The following is a 20,622-nucleotide window of genomic DNA, read 5'->3' as shown; positions in this document are numbered from 1 at the left end:
CAAGATGTCTACAAACAACTCAGTATTAGTGCTTAAAGTGGGCGGCGCGCTGCTGCAATGTGAAATGGGGATGGCGCGATTGATGGATACGGCTGCGGCTATGTTAGCCAATGGTCAGCAAGTGTTGATGGTACATGGCGGTGGCTGTCTGGTGGATGAGCAGTTAGCGGCTAATGGTATGGAGACCGTCAAGTTAGAAGGTTTACGTGTGACTCCGCCAGAGCAAATGCCGATTATTGCCGGCGCATTGGCTGGCACTTCGAACAAAATCCTTCAAGGCGCAGCGACTAAGGCTGGCATTGTGAGTGTGGGCATGAGTCTTGCCGATGGCAATACTGTTTCGGCTAAGATTAAAGATGAGCGTTTAGGCCTAGTGGGCGAAGTCACGCCAAACGATGGCACTTATCTTAAGTTTATCCTCGCCCAAGGTTGGATGCCGATTTGTAGCTCCATCGCCATGATGGACGATGGCCAAATGCTTAACGTCAATGCAGACCAAGCGGCAACGGCATTAGCCAAATTAGTGGGCGGCAAGTTAGTGCTACTGTCGGATGTTTCTGGGGTGCTCGATGGTAAAGGCCAGCTCATCCACAGTTTAAATGGCAAGCAGATAGCAGACCTTGTTAAGCAAGGTGTGATCGAAAAAGGAATGAAGGTCAAAGTTGAAGCTGCGCTCGAAGTAGCACAGTGGATGGGGCAGGCGGTACAAGTTGCCTCGTGGCGTGATGCAAGCCAATTAATCGCATTAGCAAAAGGTGAAGCCGTAGGAACACAAATCCAACCATAAGTGGAGTAGGTTATGAAGCATTTACTATCGATAAAAGACTTAACCCAGCAGCAGTTACAGGATCTAATTGCCTTGGCAAAAACGATTAAAGCCAACCCGGCTGAGTATCGTCATGCGCTGGATGGCAAGAGTGTGGTGATGTTATTTGAAAAGCCCTCACTCAGAACACGCGTTAGCTTTGATATCGGTATTAATAAGCTCGGTGGCCACTGTTTATACCTAGACCAGCAAAATGGTGAACTGGGAAAACGGGAATCGGTTGCTGACTTTGCTTCTAACCTGTCATGTTGGGCCGACGCAATTGTGGCGAGAACCTATTCACACACCACTATCGAACAATTAGCCGAGTTCGGCTCTGTGCCCGTGATCAATGCGCTGTCGGATCTTTATCATCCTTGCCAAGCCTTAGCTGACTTTTTAACACTGGCAGAGCAGTTTGAGGATGTCAGTAAAGCTAAATTAGCTTATGTTGGTGATGGTAATAATGTCACTAACTCGCTGATGTACTGTGCGGCTATTCTCGGTGCCACCATGACAGTGATCTGCCCAGCGGGTCACTTTCCTGATGGCTACGTAGTGGCAGAAGTGCAAGAGCTCGCCAAACGATATGGCGGCAAGATAGTGCTGACTTCAGATATCGATGCGATTGAAGGTCACGACGCTATTTATACTGATACTTGGATTTCAATGGGCGATCCAACGCCTTTGTCTGATATCAAAGCGAAGTTTGCACCATACCAAGTAAACAAAGCTTTGATGGCGAAAGCGGGCGCTAACTTCTTTATGCATTGTTTGCCCGCCCACCGTGGTGTAGAAGTAACAGATGAAGTGATGGACGGTGCAGGATCCTTAATTCTGCAACAAGCCGAAAATCGGATGCATGCCCAAAATGCGGTACTGGTAACCTTATTTAGTTAAATTAACCCTGTTTAGCAGCCTGTTTTCTCCCTGAGAGAAACGAGTCATAGGAATTTAAGATGTCTATCGAGATAAAAAATACTGGCGTGAAAAAAGTGGTTTTAGCCTATTCAGGTGGTCTAGATACCTCGGCCATTATTCCTTGGTTAAAAGAAAACTACGATAACTGTGAAATCATCGCATTCTGCGCCGACGTTGGCCAAGGCGAAGAAGAGCTGGTTGGCTTGACTGAAAAAGCTTTAGCTTCAGGTGCTTCTGAATGTCATATCGTCGATCTAAAAGAAGAATTCGTTAAAGACTATATCTACCCAACGATTGCGAGCGGTGCGATTTACGAAGGCACTTATTTACTCGGTACGTCAATGGCGCGTCCTATCATTGCTAAAGCGCAGGTTGAAGTGGCTCGTAAAGTGGGCGCAGATGCTCTGTGCCACGGTTGTACCGGCAAAGGTAACGACCAAGTGCGTTTCGAAGGTTGCTTCGCCGCATTAGCACCTGATTTAAAAGTGATTGCACCATGGCGTGAATGGACTATGCAGAGCCGTGAAGATCTGCTGGCCTATTTAGCTGAACGTGACATCAAGACGTCAGCGTCAGCGACTAAAATCTATAGCCGTGATGCCAACGCTTTCCATATTTCCCATGAAGGTGGTGAGTTAGAAGATCCATGGAACGAGCCAAGCAAAGGCGTATGGACACTGACTGCCGATCCTGAAGATGCACCGAACAAGCCTGAATATGTGTCGCTAGAAGTAGAACATGGCCGTATTACTAAAGTGAATGGTGAAGCCCTAACGCCTTATGCTGCACTGATGACATTAAACGCGATTGCTGCGCCACACGGTGTGGGTCGTATCGACATCACTGAAAACCGTTTAGTCGGCATGAAGTCTCGTGGCTGTTATGAAACACCCGGCGGCACTGTGATGTTCGCAGCACTACGTGCGATTGAAGAGCTTGTGCTCGACAAGACTAGCCGTAACTGGCGTGAGCAAGTTGCCGCACAAATGGCGCATTTAGTGTATGACGGCCGTTGGTTCACGCCACTGTGTAAGTCATTGCTGGCAGCATCTGAGTCACTGGCTGAATCAGTTAACGGTGAAGTTGTGGTTAAACTCTACAAAGGCCAAGCGAGCGCAGTGAAGAAACGTTCACCTAACAGCTTGTACTCTGAAGCGTTTGCCACCTTTGGTGAAGATCAAGTGTACGATCAAAAACATGCCGAAGGCTTTATCCGCCTGTACTCATTAGCGAGTCGCATCCGCGCACTCAATGCTAATGATGTAAAGTTTAAGTAAGAGGTCGTTTAAAAGGGCGCCTAGCGCCCTTTTTTGTTTTTAGGTTTTGATTTAGTTTTTGATTCAGATGAGTCGATTTCAAATAAGCAGTGAGTAAGGGGAGTTAGCATGGCTTTATGGGGTGGAAGATTTCAGGGCGAAACGAGCGCGCTATTCAAATTATTCAACGATTCGTTGCCTGTGGATTATCGCTTGTTCGAACAGGATGTGGTCGGCTCCATCGCTTGGGCGGATGCGATCGCCAGCGTGGGAATTATCTCGGCAACTGAATGCCGCGACTTGAAAAAAGCGCTTAATGACTTACTGGTGGAAGTACAGGGCGATCCGGCGATTATTCTCGCCTCGGGCGCTGAAGATATTCACAGTTTCGTCGAGTCGGCCTTGATTGCCAAAGTGGGCGATCTCGGTAAGAAATTGCACACCGGTCGTAGCCGTAACGATCAAGTTGCCACCGATTTAAAGCTTTGGTGTCAATCCGAAGGCAAAGCATTACTCGCGCGCCTTCAAGGTTTACATGCTGAATTACTGGCGTTGGCTGAGCGTGAATTTGATGCGGTAATGCCGGGTTATACTCACTTGCAGCGCGCGCAACCTGTGACATTTGGCCACTGGTGTTTAGCGTATGTGGAAATGACTGAGCGGGATATCAGCCGTTTAAGCGATGCGTTAACCCGCGCTAATACCTGTCCTTTAGGTTCTGGAGCATTAGCAGGCACAGCTTATAAGATGGATCGACATGCACTGGCCGCGGCGCTGAATTTTGCCTCGCCAACGCTGAATAGCTTAGATAGCGTATCAGACAGAGATCACGTGGTAGAGCTTTGTTCAACCGCATCGATCAGCATGATGCACTTAAGCCGTATGGCTGAAGATTTGATTTTCTTTAACTCAGGTGAAGCGAACTTTATTTCCCTGAGTGATGAAGTGACCTCGGGTTCATCCCTGATGCCACAGAAGAAAAATCCAGACGCATTAGAGCTTATCCGTGGTAAAACGGGCCGGGTGTATGGCAGCTTAGTGGGCATTCTCACTACGATGAAAGCGCTGCCTTTGGCGTACAACAAAGATATGCAGGAAGATAAAGAAGGCCTGTTTGATGTGGTCGATAGTTGGGCAATTTGCCTCGATATGGCGGCGTTAGTGTTATCGGGTCTGAAAGTTAATCGTCCTAATGCGCTGTTAGCTGCGCAGCAAGGTTATGCAAATTCAACTGAGCTTGCGGATTATCTCGTGTCTAAAGGTATGCCTTTCCGTGAGGCGCACCATGTTGTGGGTGAAGTCGTGGTTGCTGCGATAGCGAAGCAAATTCCGCTCGAGGATTTCTCCTTGGCCGAATTAAAAACTTTTGCCGCTATCATTGAAGATGATGTCTATCCAAACCTGACTATTGAAGCTTGTTTAGCGAAACGTGACGTGCTCGGTGGTACTGCATTGCCACGAATTCAGAAGGCGATTGCGGCCAAGAAAGTACGTTAGCGAGTTATTCAAATCCACAATTCAAGCCAATAAAAAACGCGACATTAGGTCGCGTTTTTTATTGGGCCACAATTAGTGGTAATGACTTTTTAGCATTTGTTTATTGGAATAAGTCGTCAGTTGGCGCATCGATGAAGAGGTTATTTTCATCCTGAGTTTCGCTGATGTATTCCTTCGGCTCTGTACCTGAAATAAAGTACTCGAACGCACTGGTATAGTCGGTTTTTCGAGTAAGTTTACCCGTCGCTAAATCAATGCGTACCGAAACTATGCCTTCTGGCGGAATCGAGGTTGTCTCAGGAGTGCCTTGTAAGACACTGTTCATAAACTCGTTCCAGCCCGGACCTGCTGTTTTCGCACCCGCTTCGGCGCCAGTTATCTGATCTTTTTCGCCGTTTGCATTCCATGCGGTTCTGCCCAGTTGGCGACCGTGATCGTCGAAACCGACCCAGAAAGTGCTAGTGATGACTGGGCTAAAACCACTGAACCAAGTGTCGCGCGATTCGTTGGTAGTACCCGTTTTACCTGCAATATCATGGCGCTTAATCAATTTTGCCGCGCGCCAAGCCGTACCTTGCCAACCCGTGCCTTTACTCCAATCGCCGCCACCCCAGATCACGCTCTTCAGTGCTTCGGTAATGAGGAATGCCGTTTGCTCTGAAATAATTTGCGGAGCGTAGCGACCAGTTTGTTCGAAACACTGCGCAACGGGGGCACTAGGTTCAGCACTAGAGTCTCCACTTACGCTGAACGCCATAGGATCGCTCGGTGTAACTGGTTGGCTAAGACTTTGGCTAGGCTTACAGGCCAATGTAGGGTTCGCTTTTTCGATAACATTGCCGTAAGCATCTTCTACGCGATCAATATAGAAAGGTTCGAGTAAAAAACCGCCGTTAGCAAATACGTTAAATGCAGTAACTACTTGCAATGGCGTGACTGAAGACGAGCCTAATGCAATCGATTCGTTGCGAGGTAAGTCGTTAGGATCAAAACCAAATTCAACGAGTTGAGCAATGGTTTCGTCGAGTCCGACATGGCGCATTGCACGCACAGACATAACGTTAATAGATTGCGCTAAACCCACACGTAAACGAGTGGGGCCGCCATAGATATCGGGTGAATTTTTAGGGCGCCATGCAGTGCCTTGGCTGATATCGGGTTTATTAATTGGCGCATTGTCTATGAGGGTCGCTAAGGTAAAGCCTTTCTCTAATGCTGCGGCATAGATGAAAGGTTTAATATTCGAACCTAATTGACGTTTCGCTTGAGTCACTCGGTTGTATTGGCTTTGGCTAAAGCTATAACCACCAACTAAAGTGCGAATAGCACCATTTTTGGGGTCGAGTGATACTGTTGCGCTGGCGACTTCTGGTACTTGCGATAGTTGCAAATATTGGCCGTTATCACGGATCCAAATACGCTCGCCGACCTTGAGCATGTCAGAAGCTGATTTCGGTACACTACCTTGACGCTTATCAGTAATAAACTTACGTGCCCACTTCAATCCATCCCAAGTAATGACTTTAGTTTCGCCTTTGGCGGTCATTATACTTGCTTGCTGATCTGCAATGCTGATGACTGCGGCGGGTTGCAATTCTTGTACTGAAGCAATCTTGGCTAGTTCAGTTTTGATTTGAGCAGGTTCAGGTTTTTCGTCCGTCCACAACACGGCAGCAGGACCACGGTAGCCATGGCGTTCATCATAGGCATAGACGTTATTACGCAGTGCCTGTTGAGCTTTAAGTTGTAGATCCGATGAGATAGTCGTATAGACGTTGTAGCCATTGGTATAGGCCTCTTCTTCACCGTACTTCTGTACCATGTAATCCCGAGCCATTTCAGAAATGTAAGGGGCATACAGATCAATTTCAGCGCCATGATATCTGGCCACCAATGGCTCTTGTAGTGCCGTTTGGTATTCGGTTTGGCTGATGTAGCCGACTTCATTCATCCGCATGAGGACGACATTACGGCGAGCCAATGCACGCGAAGGTGACGTGATTGGATTGAGTGTAGAGGGCGCCTTGGGTAGGCCTGCAATAACGGCCAGTTCAGATAAGCTGAGTTCCTGCACGTTTTTACCGAAATACACTTGCGCAGCAGCCCCAACACCGTAGGCCCGTTGGCCTAAGTAAATGCGGTTTACGTAGAGCTCTAAAATTTCATCTTTGGTGAGTAACTCTTCAATATGATAGGAGATAAAAATCTCCTTCACTTTACGAATAATAGTCTTATCTCGGGTTAAGAAGAAGTTACGTGCGACCTGCATGGTAATCGTACTCGCACCTTGCTTTTTCTCACCAGTGGTCAACATCACTAATGCGGCGCGAAGCACGCCAACAGGGTCTATACCACCATGCTCATAAAAGCGGGCATCTTCGGTTGCGATAAACGCCTGTAGCAGAGGTTTTGGCACTTCGTCTAACGTTAGTGGAATGCGACGTTTCTCACCGAATTGAGAAATAAGTTTGCCGTCACTACTGTAAATACGTAAAGGTGTTTGAAGTTGCACATTTTTTAGTGTTGAAACATCCGGTAAATCTGGCAAAACATAAAAGTATGCTGCCACAATGGCGCCTACGCCCAAAAGGGCTAGACTGAATAGTGCTATAACAATACGTTTTAACCACTTCACCAAAATTTATCCTAATGTTCTGTTAAGTGCGACAGTATATAAGGCGCACACGTCTTGGTGAAGTAAAAACGTGAGACTCATAAAATAGCATTTGTAAAATGATGAAACATTCGATACAAGTAAGTATAACAAGTTGATTTTGTGCTAATCTCTTTTACTGAAATATAAATAAAAAAGTGACAATGGATATGCTTTCAAATTTATGGAAGCGTCAGGCTCCGCAGATGGTGGGAATCGATATCGGTTCCCATGAAGTTAAGGCCATTTTGTTGAGTAAGACTGCTGACGGATACAAAATATTGAGTCATGCCGCGGTACCCATTAAGAAGGGGGCCGTTAACGATCATGATATTCGTGATGCTGATGCCGTTGTTGAATGCCTTAAGCAAATAAAACGTAGCCTGCCTAAATCCGTTAAATATGCCGCTGTTTCTGTTTCGGGTTCTGCTGTGATGACGAAAGTGATCTACATGGATGCCTCCCTTAGTGAGGAAGAAATGGAGGCACAGATAGAAATTGAAGCCGATAACCTTATTCCGTATTCACTCGATGAAGTTAGCATAGATTTTGAAACGCTAAACGTAAACAGTACCGATCCTACTAAAGTTGATGTGCTGTTGAGCGCATGCCGCACTGACAATATTGATGTGAGAGTCGATGCGCTGGATAGCGTGGAACTTGAGGCTAAAGTGGTGGATGTTGAAGGTTACGCTTTAGGTCGAGCTGCCGAGTTAATTCTGGCTCAGCTTCCAGAAGGAGCGAAACATAAAGCCGTCGCTATGGTTGATATCGGCGCGAATATGACGACTTTCTCTGTGGTTGAGTCGGGTGAGACGACTTTTATTCGTGAGCAAGCTTTCGGTGGTGAGCAATTTACTCAGTCAATATTATCCTTCTATGGCATGTCTTATGATCAAGCTGAGAAAGCAAAGATTGAAGGCGACTTACCACGAAATTATATGTTTGAAGTTTTGTCACCTTTTCAAACTCAGCTATTACAACAAATAAAACGTACGCTACAGATTTATTGCACTTCCAGCGGTAAAGATAAAGTCGACTACCTCGTATTATGCGGTGGGACATCTAAATTAGAAGGTATGGCTAATTTACTGACAAATGAATTGGGTGTTCACACTATTATCGCCGATCCTTTTCAAGGGTGTTTGCATGCCGATGAGTCGGTTAAAAGTGCGCTGCAACCTACAATCAGCAAATATATGGTTGCTTGTGGCTTAGCATTGAGGAGTTACGGTCAATGGCGAACATAAACCTACTCCCTTGGCGAGAAGAGGCGAGAGAAAAACAAAAGCGCGACTATATTGGTATTTTAGCGGCAGTATTTTTAGCGTCGGCGATTTTAGTCTATGTCGCAGTATCTTTATTAGATGTTATGACAGATGAGCAAAAAGCACGTAATGCTTATTTGCAATCGGAAATCAGTCTGCTTGAAACACAAATTTCTGAGATCAAGAAAATTACTGAACGTAAGAAAGACATTGAGCGGCGTACAGAAATTATTCTTAATCTACAGCAATCCCGTAATTTACCTACTCACGTGTTAGATGAGCTTGTTCGAATTGTACCTCCAGGAATATATCTGTCTAGTCTAGAGAAAAAGGGCAGTTTGTTGCTGATTGAAGGGCGTAGTGAATCGAACAATAACGTCGCCAACATGATGCGAAAAGTGAAAACTTCCGAATGGTTAACCGATCCTAATATGCAATCGATCGTGACCCAAAATGAAGAGTTACGACAATTACAGCGTTTTAGTTTGAGAGTCACTATTAAAGGCGCGAGTCTAGATGAGCCTCAGAAAATGACAAAAGGAGCGAGTAAATGAAACTCGATCTAAGTCAATTTAATGATATCGACTTTGAAAATATTGGTGGTTGGCCAAATCAAGTTAAAACCTTTTTCGCGATCCTTTTAGCACTCTGTGTTTTTGCTGCGGGATATTTCTTGGTCGTCTCCGATTCGGTAGATATTTATACCGCAGAGCAGGATAAAGAAGTGCAGCTCAGAGATGATTTCAAGAATAAGTATCAACTTGCGGCAAATTTAAAACTCTACCGAGAGCAGCTAGCGACGATGGAAGTACAGTTTGCAGAGTTACTGAAGATGCTGCCATCTGAAAATGAAATGCCAGGTTTGCTAGACGATTTAACTTTTGTGGCTACGGATGCAGGACTCAAAATTAATAGTTTGAATTGGGAGGCAGAAATTCAGCGGGATTTCTATATTGAGTTTCCAATTAAAATGTCTGTGACGGGAGATTACCATCAGCTAGGTAGTATGGTGAGTGGTGTCGCTAAGCTGCCGCGTATCGTTAGCCTCCATGATTTCACCATTAAGCGAGATGAAGCCGGTAACTTAGCAATGGATATCTTAGCCAAGACATATCGCTTTAAAGAAGGGGCTGAATTACCGCCTGAAAAACCTGCTAATAAGGGGAAGAAATAATGAAATTCTTACCTTTGTTGGCCTTAAGTCTTTTTTTAATGGGTTGTGTTGGCGATCGTAGTGATTTAGAGCTATTTGTTACTACAACCAAAGCGCAACATGTTGCTCATATCCCGCCCTTGAAAGAGCCGCCAAGATTTGAGCACTTTGCCTATCAAGCCGAGTTAATGCGTAGCCCTTTTGTACCACCTTCGCGTGAGTTAACGGAAGAAGTTGTTGATACCAGCAAAGATTGTTTACAACCGGACTTAAAGCGTCGAAAAGGACGATTAGAAACTTATCCTTTAGATAATTTAAAAATGCGTGGCACCTTAAGTGAAGCCGATACAACTTGGGCGTTAGTTGAAACAAATGACGGCAGTGTTTATCGGATGGGCGTTGGTGAGTATTTAGGTCTGTTTAATGGACGCATTTCTAAAGTTACTTCACAAAATGTCGAAGTAGTAGAATTAATTCCAGATGGTTCAGGTTGTTGGTCCGAAAGGACGAGCAATTTAGAACTTTCTGGAGAATAACGAGCGAAGGATGAGGGAATAATGAAATCTTCTGCCGCGATAAAAGTCCCGTTAATTTCTTCAGGCTTAATCAAGTCTGTTATTGGGATCGCATTGGTATTTGGAATTTTGCCATCGAGTTATGCTGCAAACCGATTAATGGATGTTAAGTACCATGCCTTGGTTGACCATCAGTTAGAGCTAGAGTTGGTATTTGAAGAAGCGGTAACACCGCCAGTTATTGACTCTAATGCCTCGCCTGCAGAGCTCGTATTAACCTTTGATAATAGTATTTCTGGTTTATCTAAGGATCGCTTACCCATTAATCAAGTCGGTGTAACTGACATGATGACTGAGCAGCAAGATACTCGTCTTAAAGTCACCTTAGGTATGTCCAAAGTGAAACCTTACCAAGGTTCAGTCATGGGCAACTCATATCGACTCACTATTAATGATGAGGTTGCGGGCGCTCAGACTCAGGCAGAAAACCCCTTCGTTAACAGCATTAAAAATATCGATTTTCGTCGTAATGAAAATGGTGGCGGTGAGTTATTAGTCTATTTGAATAACCGCTCGGTTGCCGTTAACGTTGAGCAAGTGGGTGCTAAACTCGAAGTTAAGTTATATAACACTGATATTAATAGTGATCTGCTTTATGTTATGGATGTGAAAGATTTTTCAACACCAGTAAAAAGCTTCGAGACATTTAAAGAAGATTTAACAACGCGCATTTTAGTTGATATTGCAGGGGAATATGAGTTCAGTTACAAGCAAGAGGATAATCTCTTTAGACTCTCGATGAATAAAGTTGAGAGAGTTGCCGCCAAGAAAGATGTTAAAAAATACAATGGCCGTACTTTGTCGCTTAACTTTCAAAATATCCCTGTACGTACTGTTTTGCAGATCATTGCTGACTATAACAATTTTAACTTAGTCACGAGTGATACTGTTGAAGGCAACATCACCTTGAGGTTGGACGATGTGCCCTGGGACCAAGCATTAGATTTGATTCTACAAACCAAAGGCCTAGATAAGCGTATCGAAGGCAACATCTTAATGGTGGCACCGAGCGAAGAGTTGGCTATTCGTGAAAGCCAAAATCTCAAAAATAGGCAAGAAGTTAAAGAGTTAGCACCTTTGTATTCTGAGTACTTGCAAATTAACTATGCCAAAGCGATCGACATTGCTGAGCTGCTTAAAAGCGCAGATTCTAGTTTACTCTCGCCACGCGGCTCAGTCGCGGTCGATGAACGTACTAACACAGTACTCGTGAAAGATACGGCAGAAACGATTGAGAACATCCATCGTTTAGTCGAAGTACTCGATATCCCTATTCGTCAAGTACTGATCGAGTCACGTATGGTAACGGTCAAAGATGATGTCTCTGAAGACTTAGGTATACGTTGGGGCGTAACGGATCAGCAGGGCAGTAAGGGAACCTCAGGTACATTAGAAGGTGCCCAGAGTATTGCCAACGGCATCATTCCAACTCCAGACCAACGTTTGAACGTTAATTTGCCTGCGGCAGTGACCAATCCAACAAGTATCGCATTCCACGTTGCTAAGTTGGCAGATGGTACTATTCTTGATTTGGAATTGAGTGCGTTAGAGCAAGAAAATAAAGGTGAAATTATCGCCAGCCCTCGTATTACTACCTCTAACCAAAAGGCGGCTTATATTGAGCAGGGTGTGGAGATACCTTATGTGCAGTCGACTTCAAGCGGTGCAACCTCGGTCACTTTTAAGAAAGCCGTGTTGTCCTTGCGAGTTACACCACAAATTACACCAGATAACCGCGTTATTTTAGATTTGGAAATCACCCAAGACTCTCAGGGCAAGACGGTTGACACACCAACGGGCCCCGCTGTCGCCATCGATACCCAACGTATTGGCACTCAAGTGCTAGTTGATAACGGTGAAACCATAGTCCTTGGTGGTATTTATCAGCAAAACTTGATCAGCCGGGTGAGTAAAGTCCCTATTCTCGGTGACATTCCCTTAGTCGGTTTCCTGTTTAGGAACACAACAGACAAAAATGAGCGTCAAGAGCTACTTATTTTCGTAACCCCCAAAATAGTCGGTGAGAAGATCTAAGCACTTGCTATGTATCGACTAAAGCCAGCAGTGATTGCTGGCTTTATTATTACTGGAATACAATTCTTTGCATAAATAGCGCACATGGCTTGCCATAGTAGACCCTAAGCTGAGATAATCCTCGGTCAAGTCTCATAAGAGCAAGGTAACATATAGGTCGGCTTGATGTTGAGTCGATATAGGCATACTTTTCAATAAGATTCAGACGTACAAGAAATGGCTGAAAAACGTAATATTTTTCTGGTAGGCCCTATGGGCGCAGGTAAAAGCACAATTGGTCGCCATCTGGCGCAAATGCTGCATTTAGAATTCCACGATTCGGATCAAGAGATTGAACAACGCACAGGCGCTGATATTGCTTGGGTGTTTGACGTCGAAGGTGAAGAAGGCTTCCGTCGTCGTGAAGCTCAGGTTATTGCTGATTTGTCTGAGAAACAAGGTATCGTCCTTGCCACCGGTGGTGGTTCAGTACAAAGCAAAGATATCCGTAATCATCTGTCTGCTCGTGGCATTGTGGTTTACCTGGAAACCACTATCGACAAACAGGTTGCTCGTACTCAAAGAGACAAGCGACGCCCATTATTGCAAGTGGATGATCCTCGAGAAGTGTTGGAGAATCTTGCAGAGATCCGTAATCCATTGTACGAAGAAATTGCCGATGTGATTGTCAAAACCGATGATCAAAGCGCAAAGATCGTCGCAAATCAGATCATTGAGCAATTAGGTTTTTAGGCAGAATTTATGAAGCAAATTCAGGTTGATTTAGGTGTACGTAGTTATCCCATTTACATTGGCCAGAATTTGATGAGTGATGGCGAGACTTTGTCTCGCTACCTGCTTAAAAAACGTATTCTTATCGTCACCAATGAAACTGTCGCGCCTTTGTATCTTAAACAGATACAAGAGACGATGGCTTCGTTTGGTGAGGTAGAGAGTGTTATCCTTCCCGATGGCGAACAATTCAAAGACTTAGCACATCTAGATACTATTTTTACTGCACTGCTGCAGCAAAACTATGGTCGAGATTCTGTGCTGGTGGCTTTGGGTGGCGGCGTGATTGGTGATATGACGGGCTTTGCCGCGGCATGTTATCAACGTGGGATCGATTTTATTCAAATTCCGACAACTTTATTGTCGCAGGTGGATTCTTCCGTCGGCGGTAAAACTGCTGTTAACCATCCTCTTGGTAAAAACATGATTGGGGCCTTTTATCAGCCACAAATCGTGCTTATCGATACTTTATGTTTACATACGCTTCCAGCGCGCGAGTTTGCGGCGGGAATGGCGGAAGTCATCAAGTATGGCATCATGTGGGATGCTGATTTTTTTCAATGGCTTGAAGATAATGTAACGGCGCTAAAAACTTTAGATGCCGAAGCATTAGTTTATGCTATCTCTCGTTGCTGTGAGATTAAAGCCGATGTGGTTAGCCAAGATGAAACTGAGCAGGGCGTGCGTGCTTTGTTGAATCTGGGTCATACCTTTGGTCACGCGATTGAAGCCGAAATGGGCTACGGTAATTGGCTGCATGGTGAAGCCGTGTCAGCTGGCACAGTCCTTGCTGCTAAAACAGCTAAGGCACTGGGGCTTATCGATGAGTCAATCGTTTGTCGTATCATACAGTTACTACAAGCTTTTGATCTTCCAGTGAGTGCGCCGGAATCTATGGATTTCGACAGTTTCATTCAACATATGCGACGCGATAAAAAAGTTTTAGGCGGTCAGATTCGACTGGTGCTCCCAACGGCAATAGGCCGCGCGGATGTGTTTAGTCAAGTCACAGAATCTACCCTTGAACAGGTTATTCGCTGCGCATAAAAACTGTGTGGTGGGCGAGTGATGTTTCAGGGTTCTGTCTTGCTTCCTTCTCAGGAAGCCCTCATACAAAGAATGCATCATGTTGCCAGTTATAGCGATCAGCTGCTGGTGCTTTCTGGTGTCAGCGGTTCAGGAAAAACGACCTTAGTTACCGGATTAGCGACCGATTTTGACGAGTCAAATGCGGCATTTGTGATTTGTCCTATGCATGCAGATAACGCTGAGATACGCCGCAAAATTCTAGTCCAGCTAATTTCATCCCCTATTTTTGACGACGACATTCCCCTCGCCGATACCCTGTTGCGGCTTGCGAGCACGCAAACTAAACCTTTACATATTATTATCGATGATGCGCATTTATTACCTAAGGCGCTATGGGCTGAGTGTATTATTCTCAATCAGATCCAGTGTGCGGGTAAGAATATTGCTGTCACGCTCACGGTTCCACCGGCATTCTTAGCGGACCTATTGCCACAATTACCCGAGCAATTGCGGCGGCAAATATTGCCTATCAGTATTGAGCCGTTAACCATGCCAGAGCGTGAAGCTTTGTATCAAACATTGCTGAGATACAGCGATCAAAACCCTTTTACGCCAAGGGAAATCGTACGCAGTCAGCTTGAGAAGCAAACGGGTACACCGCAAGAAGTGGTCAATCTGTTAGATAAAGCCTTGCATAGCCCGCAAGAGAAAAGATCTTCTTGGATGAAATATAAAGCTGTGGTGGTGACAGCTGTGAGCATGTTGTTAGCGCTAGGTATTTGGCTTGGTGTTACTCAACCATTTTCTGAAGAGCAAGCCCTAGAGACTGCGACTTTTCCTGCGATAGATTCACCCGCTTTCTTGTCCTATGGGCAAAAAATCTTAGCCCCCTATTTTGCTCTGCGCGCTGATCAATTAAAGTTTGCCGCCGTACCCGTGACAGTTAACGAAATAGAAACATCCAAAGCCAAAACAGAACCGGCTGTCGATCCATTAAGTGAATTCCATGGTGAGGCACCACATCCTGAGCCTGATGATGCAGCCTTAGTGATCGTTGGTGAAGTCAGTAGCAAGTCTTTTGGTGGTGATGAGCCAACTGTGGATGCAGAGCTTCAATCTAAAACAGTAGATGTCCAGTCTCCAGCGCCAGAGGCTGCAAAGGTTGATAAAACAGTTTTGGAACCGCAAAAGCCACTCAAAGGTTATACCGTACAAATAGCGAGTGTTGCTCAGTTAGAGACCTTGCGTTCGACATTAAAGAGTCTTGAGAATGTCGAGGGCGTTCGAGTCGCAAAGTATAAACAGCGGTGGGTTGTCCTCGTTGGTCACTATAGCAGTAGCAAATTGGCTTCGAATGCGGCGGCTCAATTGGTTAAGGAGTATCGTTTTGAGCAACCTTGGGTCAGAAAATGGGCCGATTTGAAAGATTATCAAGTAGAAGAAAGTCTCTCAAATCGTGAAATTTCAGAATAAACAGAGTACAATCATGGCCTTTATTTTTGTCGGCATTCATCAAGTTAAATGATAAAAAAACACAGAGCCTTCCTTAAGTGGGCTGGCGGTAAATTTAAATTGGTGGATGATTTAGCCAGTTATTTACCCGCAGGAGACCGTTTGGTCGAGCCGTTTGTGGGTGCAGGATCCGTTTTCTTGAATACGGATTATCCTAGCTACCTGCTCTGTGACATTAATCAGGACTTGATCGAGTTATATCAGATAGTGAAGCATCAACCAGAAGCATACATTGCCGCCGCTAAAGCATTGTTTGTCGACGAGATGAATCAAAAGGAAGCTTACTATCAGGTGCGGACCGACTTTAATAAATGTCGCGACCCTTTCCAGCGTTCTGTGTATTTTCTTTATTTAAATCGCCATGGTTTTAATGGCTTATGCCGTTATAACCGTAAGGGTGGCTTCAATGTGCCCTTTGGCTCCTATAAAAAACCTTATTTCCCCGAAAAGGAAATCTGGGCTTTTTCTGAAAAAGCGCAACGTGCTGAGTTTAAATGCATTGGTTACGAAAAAGCCTTTGAGCAGACACGCAGTGGCGATGTTATCTATTGCGATCCACCTTACGCACCGTTATCTACTACATCCAGTTTCACGACATATGTTGGTGCAGGTTTTAGTTTAGACGATCAAGCACTGCTGGCTCGTCATTCGCGTCATACCGCGTTAGAGCGTGGTATTCCGGTATTGATTAGTAATCACGATATTCCATTAACTCGCGAGTTATATCGCGGCGCGCATTTAGCAAAAATTCAAGTGCAACGAAACATTAGCCAAAATGGCAGTGGTCGTAACAAAGTGGATGAGTTGATGGCGCTATATGATGAAAACTACGATCCAAAAGACGACTAGTTTCAACATAAATAACGTTTAGCTAAGCACTTGTCTTACGAGAAACATCAGACTTGCCACTAAGATGACAGCTAACACTATGCCCATCACTATGTAGGGCAATGGGGAGCTGGTTTGAAAATCTTTTTTACGATTTTCGCTAGTTTGTACCCCGAAAAAGGCGGCAACGGTACTGTGGAATACTTGCCAAATGCGGCTAAGCATTAATAGGCGAGATGCGACGTAGTGGGCTTGAGATCATCCATAGGTTTATCTTGATGACCATGTAATAGTTCAAGTAGATCGACAAAGTGGAACTGACTTGAACGGTTTTTACCTGTAAGCCACGTTTTCCAGCTTAAGGTTTGTGCTTGATCGGCGCAGCGATTATTAGGGTGGCTACTGGGCAGTGCATTGTTGTAACGAGTGTCATTGCTACAAGCGCAAGATGCTGTTTCGGTATTTTCCGTCAGTTTTTCAACGCCAAAAGCTAGCGTGGCCACTACAACTGCAGTAAATGCCAACATCATAGATGACTTGAATGTCACCGACCTAACATAGTGTGAAAACTGACTAAACCGCTCCATCATAACGCTTCCTTTGGAATGAACCAGCACTGCGCCTCGAGTATAACAAACTCGCTTAGTTTATGAACAAAAAATTATCAATTCCAGCCAAAATGCTCGGAAATATTAGCTTATTTTACCGAATCTAAGCCCTAATTTACTGCGATAGCTGCAGAGTGCGCTGCTTTACTGACATAGACATAGCGGATCAATTGCCAGAAATGTGGCTTTAGCTATAGAGGCTTAGCTTGGCTCAGGGTAAAATAAGGCACTTTTTATCCAAATAGCAGCGAGTGTTTTATGCGTCCATTCTTGATTGCTCCATCAATTTTATCTGCCGATTTTGCCCGTTTGGGTGACGATGTAAAAGCTGTGTTAGATGCGGGAACCGACGTAGTACATTTTGATGTGATGGATAATCACTATGTTCCTAACTTAACGATTGGCCCTATGGTGTGCCAGGCACTGCGTAACTATGGGATTACCGCTGATATTGATGTGCATTTGATGGTCAAGCCGGTTGACCGTATCGTGCCTGATTTTGCTAAAGCGGGCGCGTCTATTATTACTTTCCACCCAGAAGCCTCTGAGCACGTCGATCGCACTCTTCAGCTCATCAAAGAGTGCGGTTGCAAGGCGGGTCTCGTGTTTAATCCTGCGACACCACTGCATTATCTTGACCATGTGATGGATAAACTCGACGTGATCCTATTGATGTCAGTGAACCCTGGTTTTGGTGGTCAATCCTTTATTCCATCAACCTTAGATAAGCTGCGCCAAGTGCGTGCGCGTATTGATGCCAGTGGTTTTGATATTCGTTTAGAAGTCGATGGCGGCGTTAAGGTCGACAATATCGCAGAAATCGCGGCCGCCGGTGCGGACATGTTTGTTGCGGGCTCGGCTATTTTCGGCAAGCCCGATTATAAGGCCGTTGTTGATGAGATGCGTGCCGAACTTGCTAAAGTTGGGGCATAGCCATGTGGGATAAGATTAAAGCGATTGCGTTTGATCTAGATGGCACGCTGATTGACAGTGTGCCTGACCTAACCGTTGCCACGCAGGAAGCCTTAGCCGAGTTAGGTTTGAAGAGCTGCTCTGAGGCGCAAGTTCGTACTTGGGTCGGTAACGGTGCAGAGATGTTGATGCGCCGTGCTATGAGTCATGCTTTGGGTACGGATGTTGAGCAGACCGCGCTTGATACGGCCATGCCGATTTTTATGCATCATTATCAAGAAAATCTTGAAAAGCACAGTGCGCTGTATAGCGACGTGCATCAAGTGCTGCAAACTTTGTTTGATGCAGGCTTTAAGTTAGCGGTTGTCACTAATAAACCCTATCGTTTTACCATGCCATTACTCAAAGCCTTTGGGATTAACGACTTTTTCAGCTTAGTGTTAGGTGGTGATACCTTAGCGAAGATGAAGCCCGACCCTTTGCCGCTGCAGCACTTATTGCATGAGTGGCAATTGGAGATAACTGAGTTATTGATGGTCGGCGATTCTAAAAACGACATTTTAGCGGCGAAAGCGGCTGGGATAGCGTCAATCGGCTTGACCTACGGCTACAACTACGGTGAAGATATTGGGCTCAGTGGCCCAGATGCCGTATGTGGGCAATTTAGTGAGATTCTGAACTGGGTAAAACCTACCAAGTAATGGGGGTTACCTGTTCTTTAGTCGATTTTTTAGTCTTTTTATATATAGATAGTGGAGCAATGACGTAATGACCAAACCCATAGTACTCAGCGGTGCACAGCCGTCCGGCGAATTAACCATAGGTAACTACATGGGTGCATTGCGTCAATGGGTTGCGATGCAAGATAGCCACGACTGCCTGTATTGTGTCGTCGATTTGCATGCCATTACCGTGCGCCAAGATCCTAAAGCGTTGCGCGAAGCGTGTTTAGATACCTTAGCCCTGTATTTGGCCTGTGGCGTCGATCCTAAAAAGAGTACAGTGTTTATCCAGTCACAGGTGCCACAACATACGCAATTGGGTTGGGCATTAAACTGCTATACCCAAATGGGCGAGTTGAGCCGCATGACTCAGTTTAAAGATAAATCACAAAAGCACGCTAACAACATCAACGTGGGTTTATTTGGCTACCCAGTGTTGATGGCGGCGGATATTCTGATTTATCAAGCGAACGAAATCCCTGTTGGCCAAGATCAGAAACAACACCTTGAGTTAACACGTGATATCGCTACTCGTTTTAACAATGCCTATGGTGATACTTTCACCATTCCTGAGCCTTTTATTCCTGAGCTTGGCGCTAAAGTCATGTCGCTGCAGGAGCCGCTAAAGAAGATGTCTAAGTCAGACGACAACCGTAATAACGTTATCGGCCTGCTAGAAGATCCGAAATCAGTGCTGAAGAAGCTGAAAAAAGCCATGACAGACAGTGATGAGCCGCCAGTCGTGCGTTTTGATGTGGATAATAAACCGGGTGTTTCTAACCTGCTGAGTCTCATGTCGGGTGTGACAGGGCAAAGCATTGCGAGCCTAGAAGCCGAGTTTGAAGGCAAGATGTATGGCCATTTGAAAGGTGCAGCAGGTGAAGCGGTTGTGAGTATGTTAGAGCCACTGCAAGAGCGTTACCGCGCGATTCGTAGCGATCGCGCTTACTTAGACCAAGTGATGAAAGCTGGTGCACAGAGTGCGCAGGCGCGCGCCGAAGTGACCCTGAAGAAAGTGTATGAGAAGATTGGTTTGTTAGTGTAATCAATCGATCGATAAATTAAGCCGACGTTCGCGTCGGCTTTTTTGTGCCTGTAAATTCATCCTAAGCCTGTGATTTTAGCCAAGATGAGAAAGCGGCAATCGCAGGTTCTGATAAACGGCGTTGCTTACAAAAGAAGGTAAATTCAAATCCGGTATGCACATCGGGCAGATTCAAGGCGACTAAACGCCCCGTGGTGATATCGCCAGCCACCATAAAGTCCGGCGCTAGGGCTAAGCCTTGGCCGGCAATCGCTGCTTCAATCGCCATCACAATATGACTAAACACATGCTGTTGTTCGTTATCGAGTGGTATTTGGTGCGCCGATGACCACTTGTGCCAGTCAAGCCCTAATGGGCCTTCATCAACCACAAGCAGAGCTTGTTGCTGGAAATTACTCAGGCTTATATCGCGCCATTTAAGGTAAAAACTGGGGCTGCATACAGGAATTAAACGCTCTTTGTGCAGTAATTGTTGCCAATAGCCACGTTGATTTAGCTTACCTGCGATGAAGATATCCGCGGTGCTGGTGCTTAGATCAGGATCTTGGGTGATCATCTCGAGGCGGATTTTCACGCTCGGATATTGGCGGCGAAAATCGGTGAGTCTGGGGATCAACCATTTCACCGAGAAGGAGCTATAAACGGCTAAGCACAGCTGCTGATTGGGCGTGTCGCGAATCTTCAAATTAAGGTCACTTAACTCGTTGAATATCCGCTCTAACTCTAGAAATAGTCCGTGCCCCTTAGGCGTTAACTGCAGTTTACGCCCCTGACGGTCGAACAGTTGCTCGCCAAAATACTCTTCTAATACTCGCACTTGGTGAGACACTGCACTTTGGGTGATGCACAGTTCATCGGCGGCCTTAGAAAAATGCTGCTGTCTGGCGGCTGCTTCAAATACTTGTAGAGCGCGTAATGGCGGGAGCTTTCTCATGATTTTCAATATCTAAAGGCTTTAGTATGAATTTAATTCATCTAGCATGAGAAAGCATCATTTCAGCTTAAGTTTTGCGAGGATTATCATGCCGCCATT

20 protein-coding genes are annotated in these 20,622 nt (G+C 45.3%); 16 read left to right on the top strand and 4 right to left on the bottom strand.

Annotated features, from left to right (window positions below):
- Nucleotides 1–4 precede the first annotated feature (4 nt).
- The 4 genes from argB to argH all read left to right on the top strand — a co-directional run bounded on the left by argB (nt 5) and on the right by argH (nt 4,479).
- Entirely contained in the window at nt 5–787 is a 783-nt protein-coding gene (gene argB / locus L5M49_RS11130) for an acetylglutamate kinase (protein ID WP_106649098.1), read from the top strand.
- Between the two features lie 12 nt (nt 788–799).
- Nucleotides 800–1,705: an ornithine carbamoyltransferase gene (locus tag L5M49_RS11125; protein WP_105250543.1), complete on the top strand. Its 906-nt coding sequence runs from the start codon at nt 800–802 to the stop codon at nt 1,703–1,705.
- A gap of 59 nt (nt 1,706–1,764) precedes the next feature.
- Complete coding sequence (locus L5M49_RS11120; protein WP_263266074.1) at nt 1,765–3,003, top strand: argininosuccinate synthase; 1,239 nt, start codon at nt 1,765–1,767, stop codon at nt 3,001–3,003.
- A 108-nt stretch (nt 3,004–3,111) separates the two neighbouring features.
- Nucleotides 3,112–4,479: an argininosuccinate lyase gene (gene argH / locus L5M49_RS11115; protein WP_113941462.1), complete on the top strand. Its 1,368-nt coding sequence runs from the start codon at nt 3,112–3,114 to the stop codon at nt 4,477–4,479.
- Nucleotides 4,480–4,579: 100 nt separating this feature from the next.
- Here the strand turns inward: argH and L5M49_RS11110 are convergent, their stop codons facing one another.
- Nucleotides 4,580–7,114, bottom strand: a complete 2,535-nt coding sequence (locus tag L5M49_RS11110; protein ID WP_263266073.1) for a penicillin-binding protein 1A — start codon at nt 7,112–7,114, stop codon at nt 4,580–4,582.
- 188 nt (nt 7,115–7,302) lie between these two features.
- Here L5M49_RS11110 and L5M49_RS11105 point away from each other — a divergent pair, with 188 nt between their 5' ends.
- The 9 genes from L5M49_RS11105 to L5M49_RS11065 all read left to right on the top strand — a co-directional run bounded on the left by L5M49_RS11105 (nt 7,303) and on the right by L5M49_RS11065 (nt 16,323).
- Nucleotides 7,303–8,382: a pilus assembly protein PilM gene (locus L5M49_RS11105; protein ID WP_105253014.1), complete on the top strand. Its 1,080-nt coding sequence runs from the start codon at nt 7,303–7,305 to the stop codon at nt 8,380–8,382.
- Complete coding sequence (locus L5M49_RS11100) at nt 8,370–8,954, top strand: PilN domain-containing protein (protein WP_168826061.1); 585 nt, start codon at nt 8,370–8,372, stop codon at nt 8,952–8,954. Before L5M49_RS11105 ends, L5M49_RS11100 begins: the two co-directional genes overlap by 13 nt.
- On the top strand, nt 8,951–9,574 hold the full coding sequence (locus L5M49_RS11095; RefSeq protein WP_173496129.1) for a type 4a pilus biogenesis protein PilO: 624 nt from the start codon (nt 8,951–8,953) through the stop codon (nt 9,572–9,574). The genes L5M49_RS11100 and L5M49_RS11095 overlap by 4 nt, the downstream gene beginning before the upstream one ends.
- Nucleotides 9,574–10,089: a pilus assembly protein PilP gene (locus L5M49_RS11090; protein ID WP_105250537.1), complete on the top strand. Its 516-nt coding sequence runs from the start codon at nt 9,574–9,576 to the stop codon at nt 10,087–10,089. Before L5M49_RS11095 ends, L5M49_RS11090 begins: the two co-directional genes overlap by 1 nt.
- Nucleotides 10,090–10,110: 21 nt before the next feature.
- Nucleotides 10,111–12,162 carry a type IV pilus secretin PilQ gene (locus L5M49_RS11085; RefSeq protein ID WP_113941458.1) on the top strand — a complete coding sequence of 684 codons (2,052 nt, stop codon included), beginning with the start codon at nt 10,111–10,113 and terminating at the stop codon, nt 12,160–12,162.
- A gap of 216 nt (nt 12,163–12,378) precedes the next feature.
- Nucleotides 12,379–12,894 carry a shikimate kinase AroK gene (gene aroK, locus L5M49_RS11080; RefSeq protein ID WP_006083542.1) on the top strand — a complete coding sequence of 172 codons (516 nt, stop codon included), beginning with the start codon at nt 12,379–12,381 and terminating at the stop codon, nt 12,892–12,894.
- 9 nt (nt 12,895–12,903) lie between these two features.
- Nucleotides 12,904–13,980, top strand: coding sequence for a 3-dehydroquinate synthase (gene aroB, locus L5M49_RS11075; protein ID WP_113941457.1), 1,077 nt, complete (start codon nt 12,904–12,906; stop codon nt 13,978–13,980).
- 18 nt (nt 13,981–13,998) lie between these two features.
- Nucleotides 13,999–15,435: an AAA family ATPase gene (locus L5M49_RS11070; RefSeq protein WP_263266072.1), complete on the top strand. Its 1,437-nt coding sequence runs from the start codon at nt 13,999–14,001 to the stop codon at nt 15,433–15,435.
- Between the two features lie 48 nt (nt 15,436–15,483).
- Nucleotides 15,484–16,323 carry a Dam family site-specific DNA-(adenine-N6)-methyltransferase gene (locus L5M49_RS11065; protein WP_131525404.1) on the top strand — a complete coding sequence of 280 codons (840 nt, stop codon included), beginning with the start codon at nt 15,484–15,486 and terminating at the stop codon, nt 16,321–16,323.
- 18 nt (nt 16,324–16,341) lie between these two features.
- On the opposite strand, the gene L5M49_RS11060 is transcribed toward L5M49_RS11065, so the two are convergent.
- Together L5M49_RS11060 and L5M49_RS11055 are read right to left on the bottom strand one after the other, a co-directional pair.
- A complete protein-coding gene (locus L5M49_RS11060; RefSeq protein ID WP_263266071.1) occupies nt 16,342–16,527 on the bottom strand; it encodes a DUF2970 domain-containing protein in 186 nt (61 codons plus the stop codon).
- The gene (locus L5M49_RS11055) at nt 16,527–16,892 is read right to left on the bottom strand and encodes a hypothetical protein (protein WP_105250531.1); all 366 of its coding nucleotides are present in this window, start codon (nt 16,890–16,892) and stop codon (nt 16,527–16,529) included. The genes L5M49_RS11060 and L5M49_RS11055 overlap by 1 nt, the downstream gene beginning before the upstream one ends.
- A gap of 276 nt (nt 16,893–17,168) precedes the next feature.
- Here L5M49_RS11055 and rpe point away from each other — a divergent pair, with 276 nt between their 5' ends.
- The 3 genes from rpe (at nt 17,169) to trpS (ending at nt 19,589) form a co-directional block, all read left to right on the top strand.
- Nucleotides 17,169–17,843 (top strand): ribulose-phosphate 3-epimerase, encoded by a 675-nt coding sequence (rpe, locus tag L5M49_RS11050; protein ID WP_012090481.1) that lies wholly within the window; start codon nt 17,169–17,171, stop codon nt 17,841–17,843.
- Between the two features lie 2 nt (nt 17,844–17,845).
- On the top strand, nt 17,846–18,523 hold the full coding sequence (locus tag L5M49_RS11045) for a phosphoglycolate phosphatase (protein ID WP_263266070.1): 678 nt from the start codon (nt 17,846–17,848) through the stop codon (nt 18,521–18,523).
- Nucleotides 18,524–18,590: 67 nt separating this feature from the next.
- A complete protein-coding gene (gene trpS, locus L5M49_RS11040; protein WP_113941452.1) occupies nt 18,591–19,589 on the top strand; it encodes a tryptophan--tRNA ligase in 999 nt (332 codons plus the stop codon).
- 61 nt (nt 19,590–19,650) lie between these two features.
- Here the strand turns inward: trpS and L5M49_RS11035 are convergent, their stop codons facing one another.
- On the bottom strand, nt 19,651–20,523 hold the full coding sequence (locus L5M49_RS11035; protein ID WP_263182467.1) for a LysR substrate-binding domain-containing protein: 873 nt from the start codon (nt 20,521–20,523) through the stop codon (nt 19,651–19,653).
- Between the last annotated feature and the right edge of the window lie 99 nt (nt 20,524–20,622).

Source organism: Shewanella sp. SM74, assembly GCF_025653725.1.
Classification (GTDB): domain Bacteria; phylum Pseudomonadota; class Gammaproteobacteria; order Enterobacterales; family Shewanellaceae; genus Shewanella; species Shewanella oncorhynchi.
This window is presented reverse-complemented; position numbering and strand designations above follow the sequence as displayed.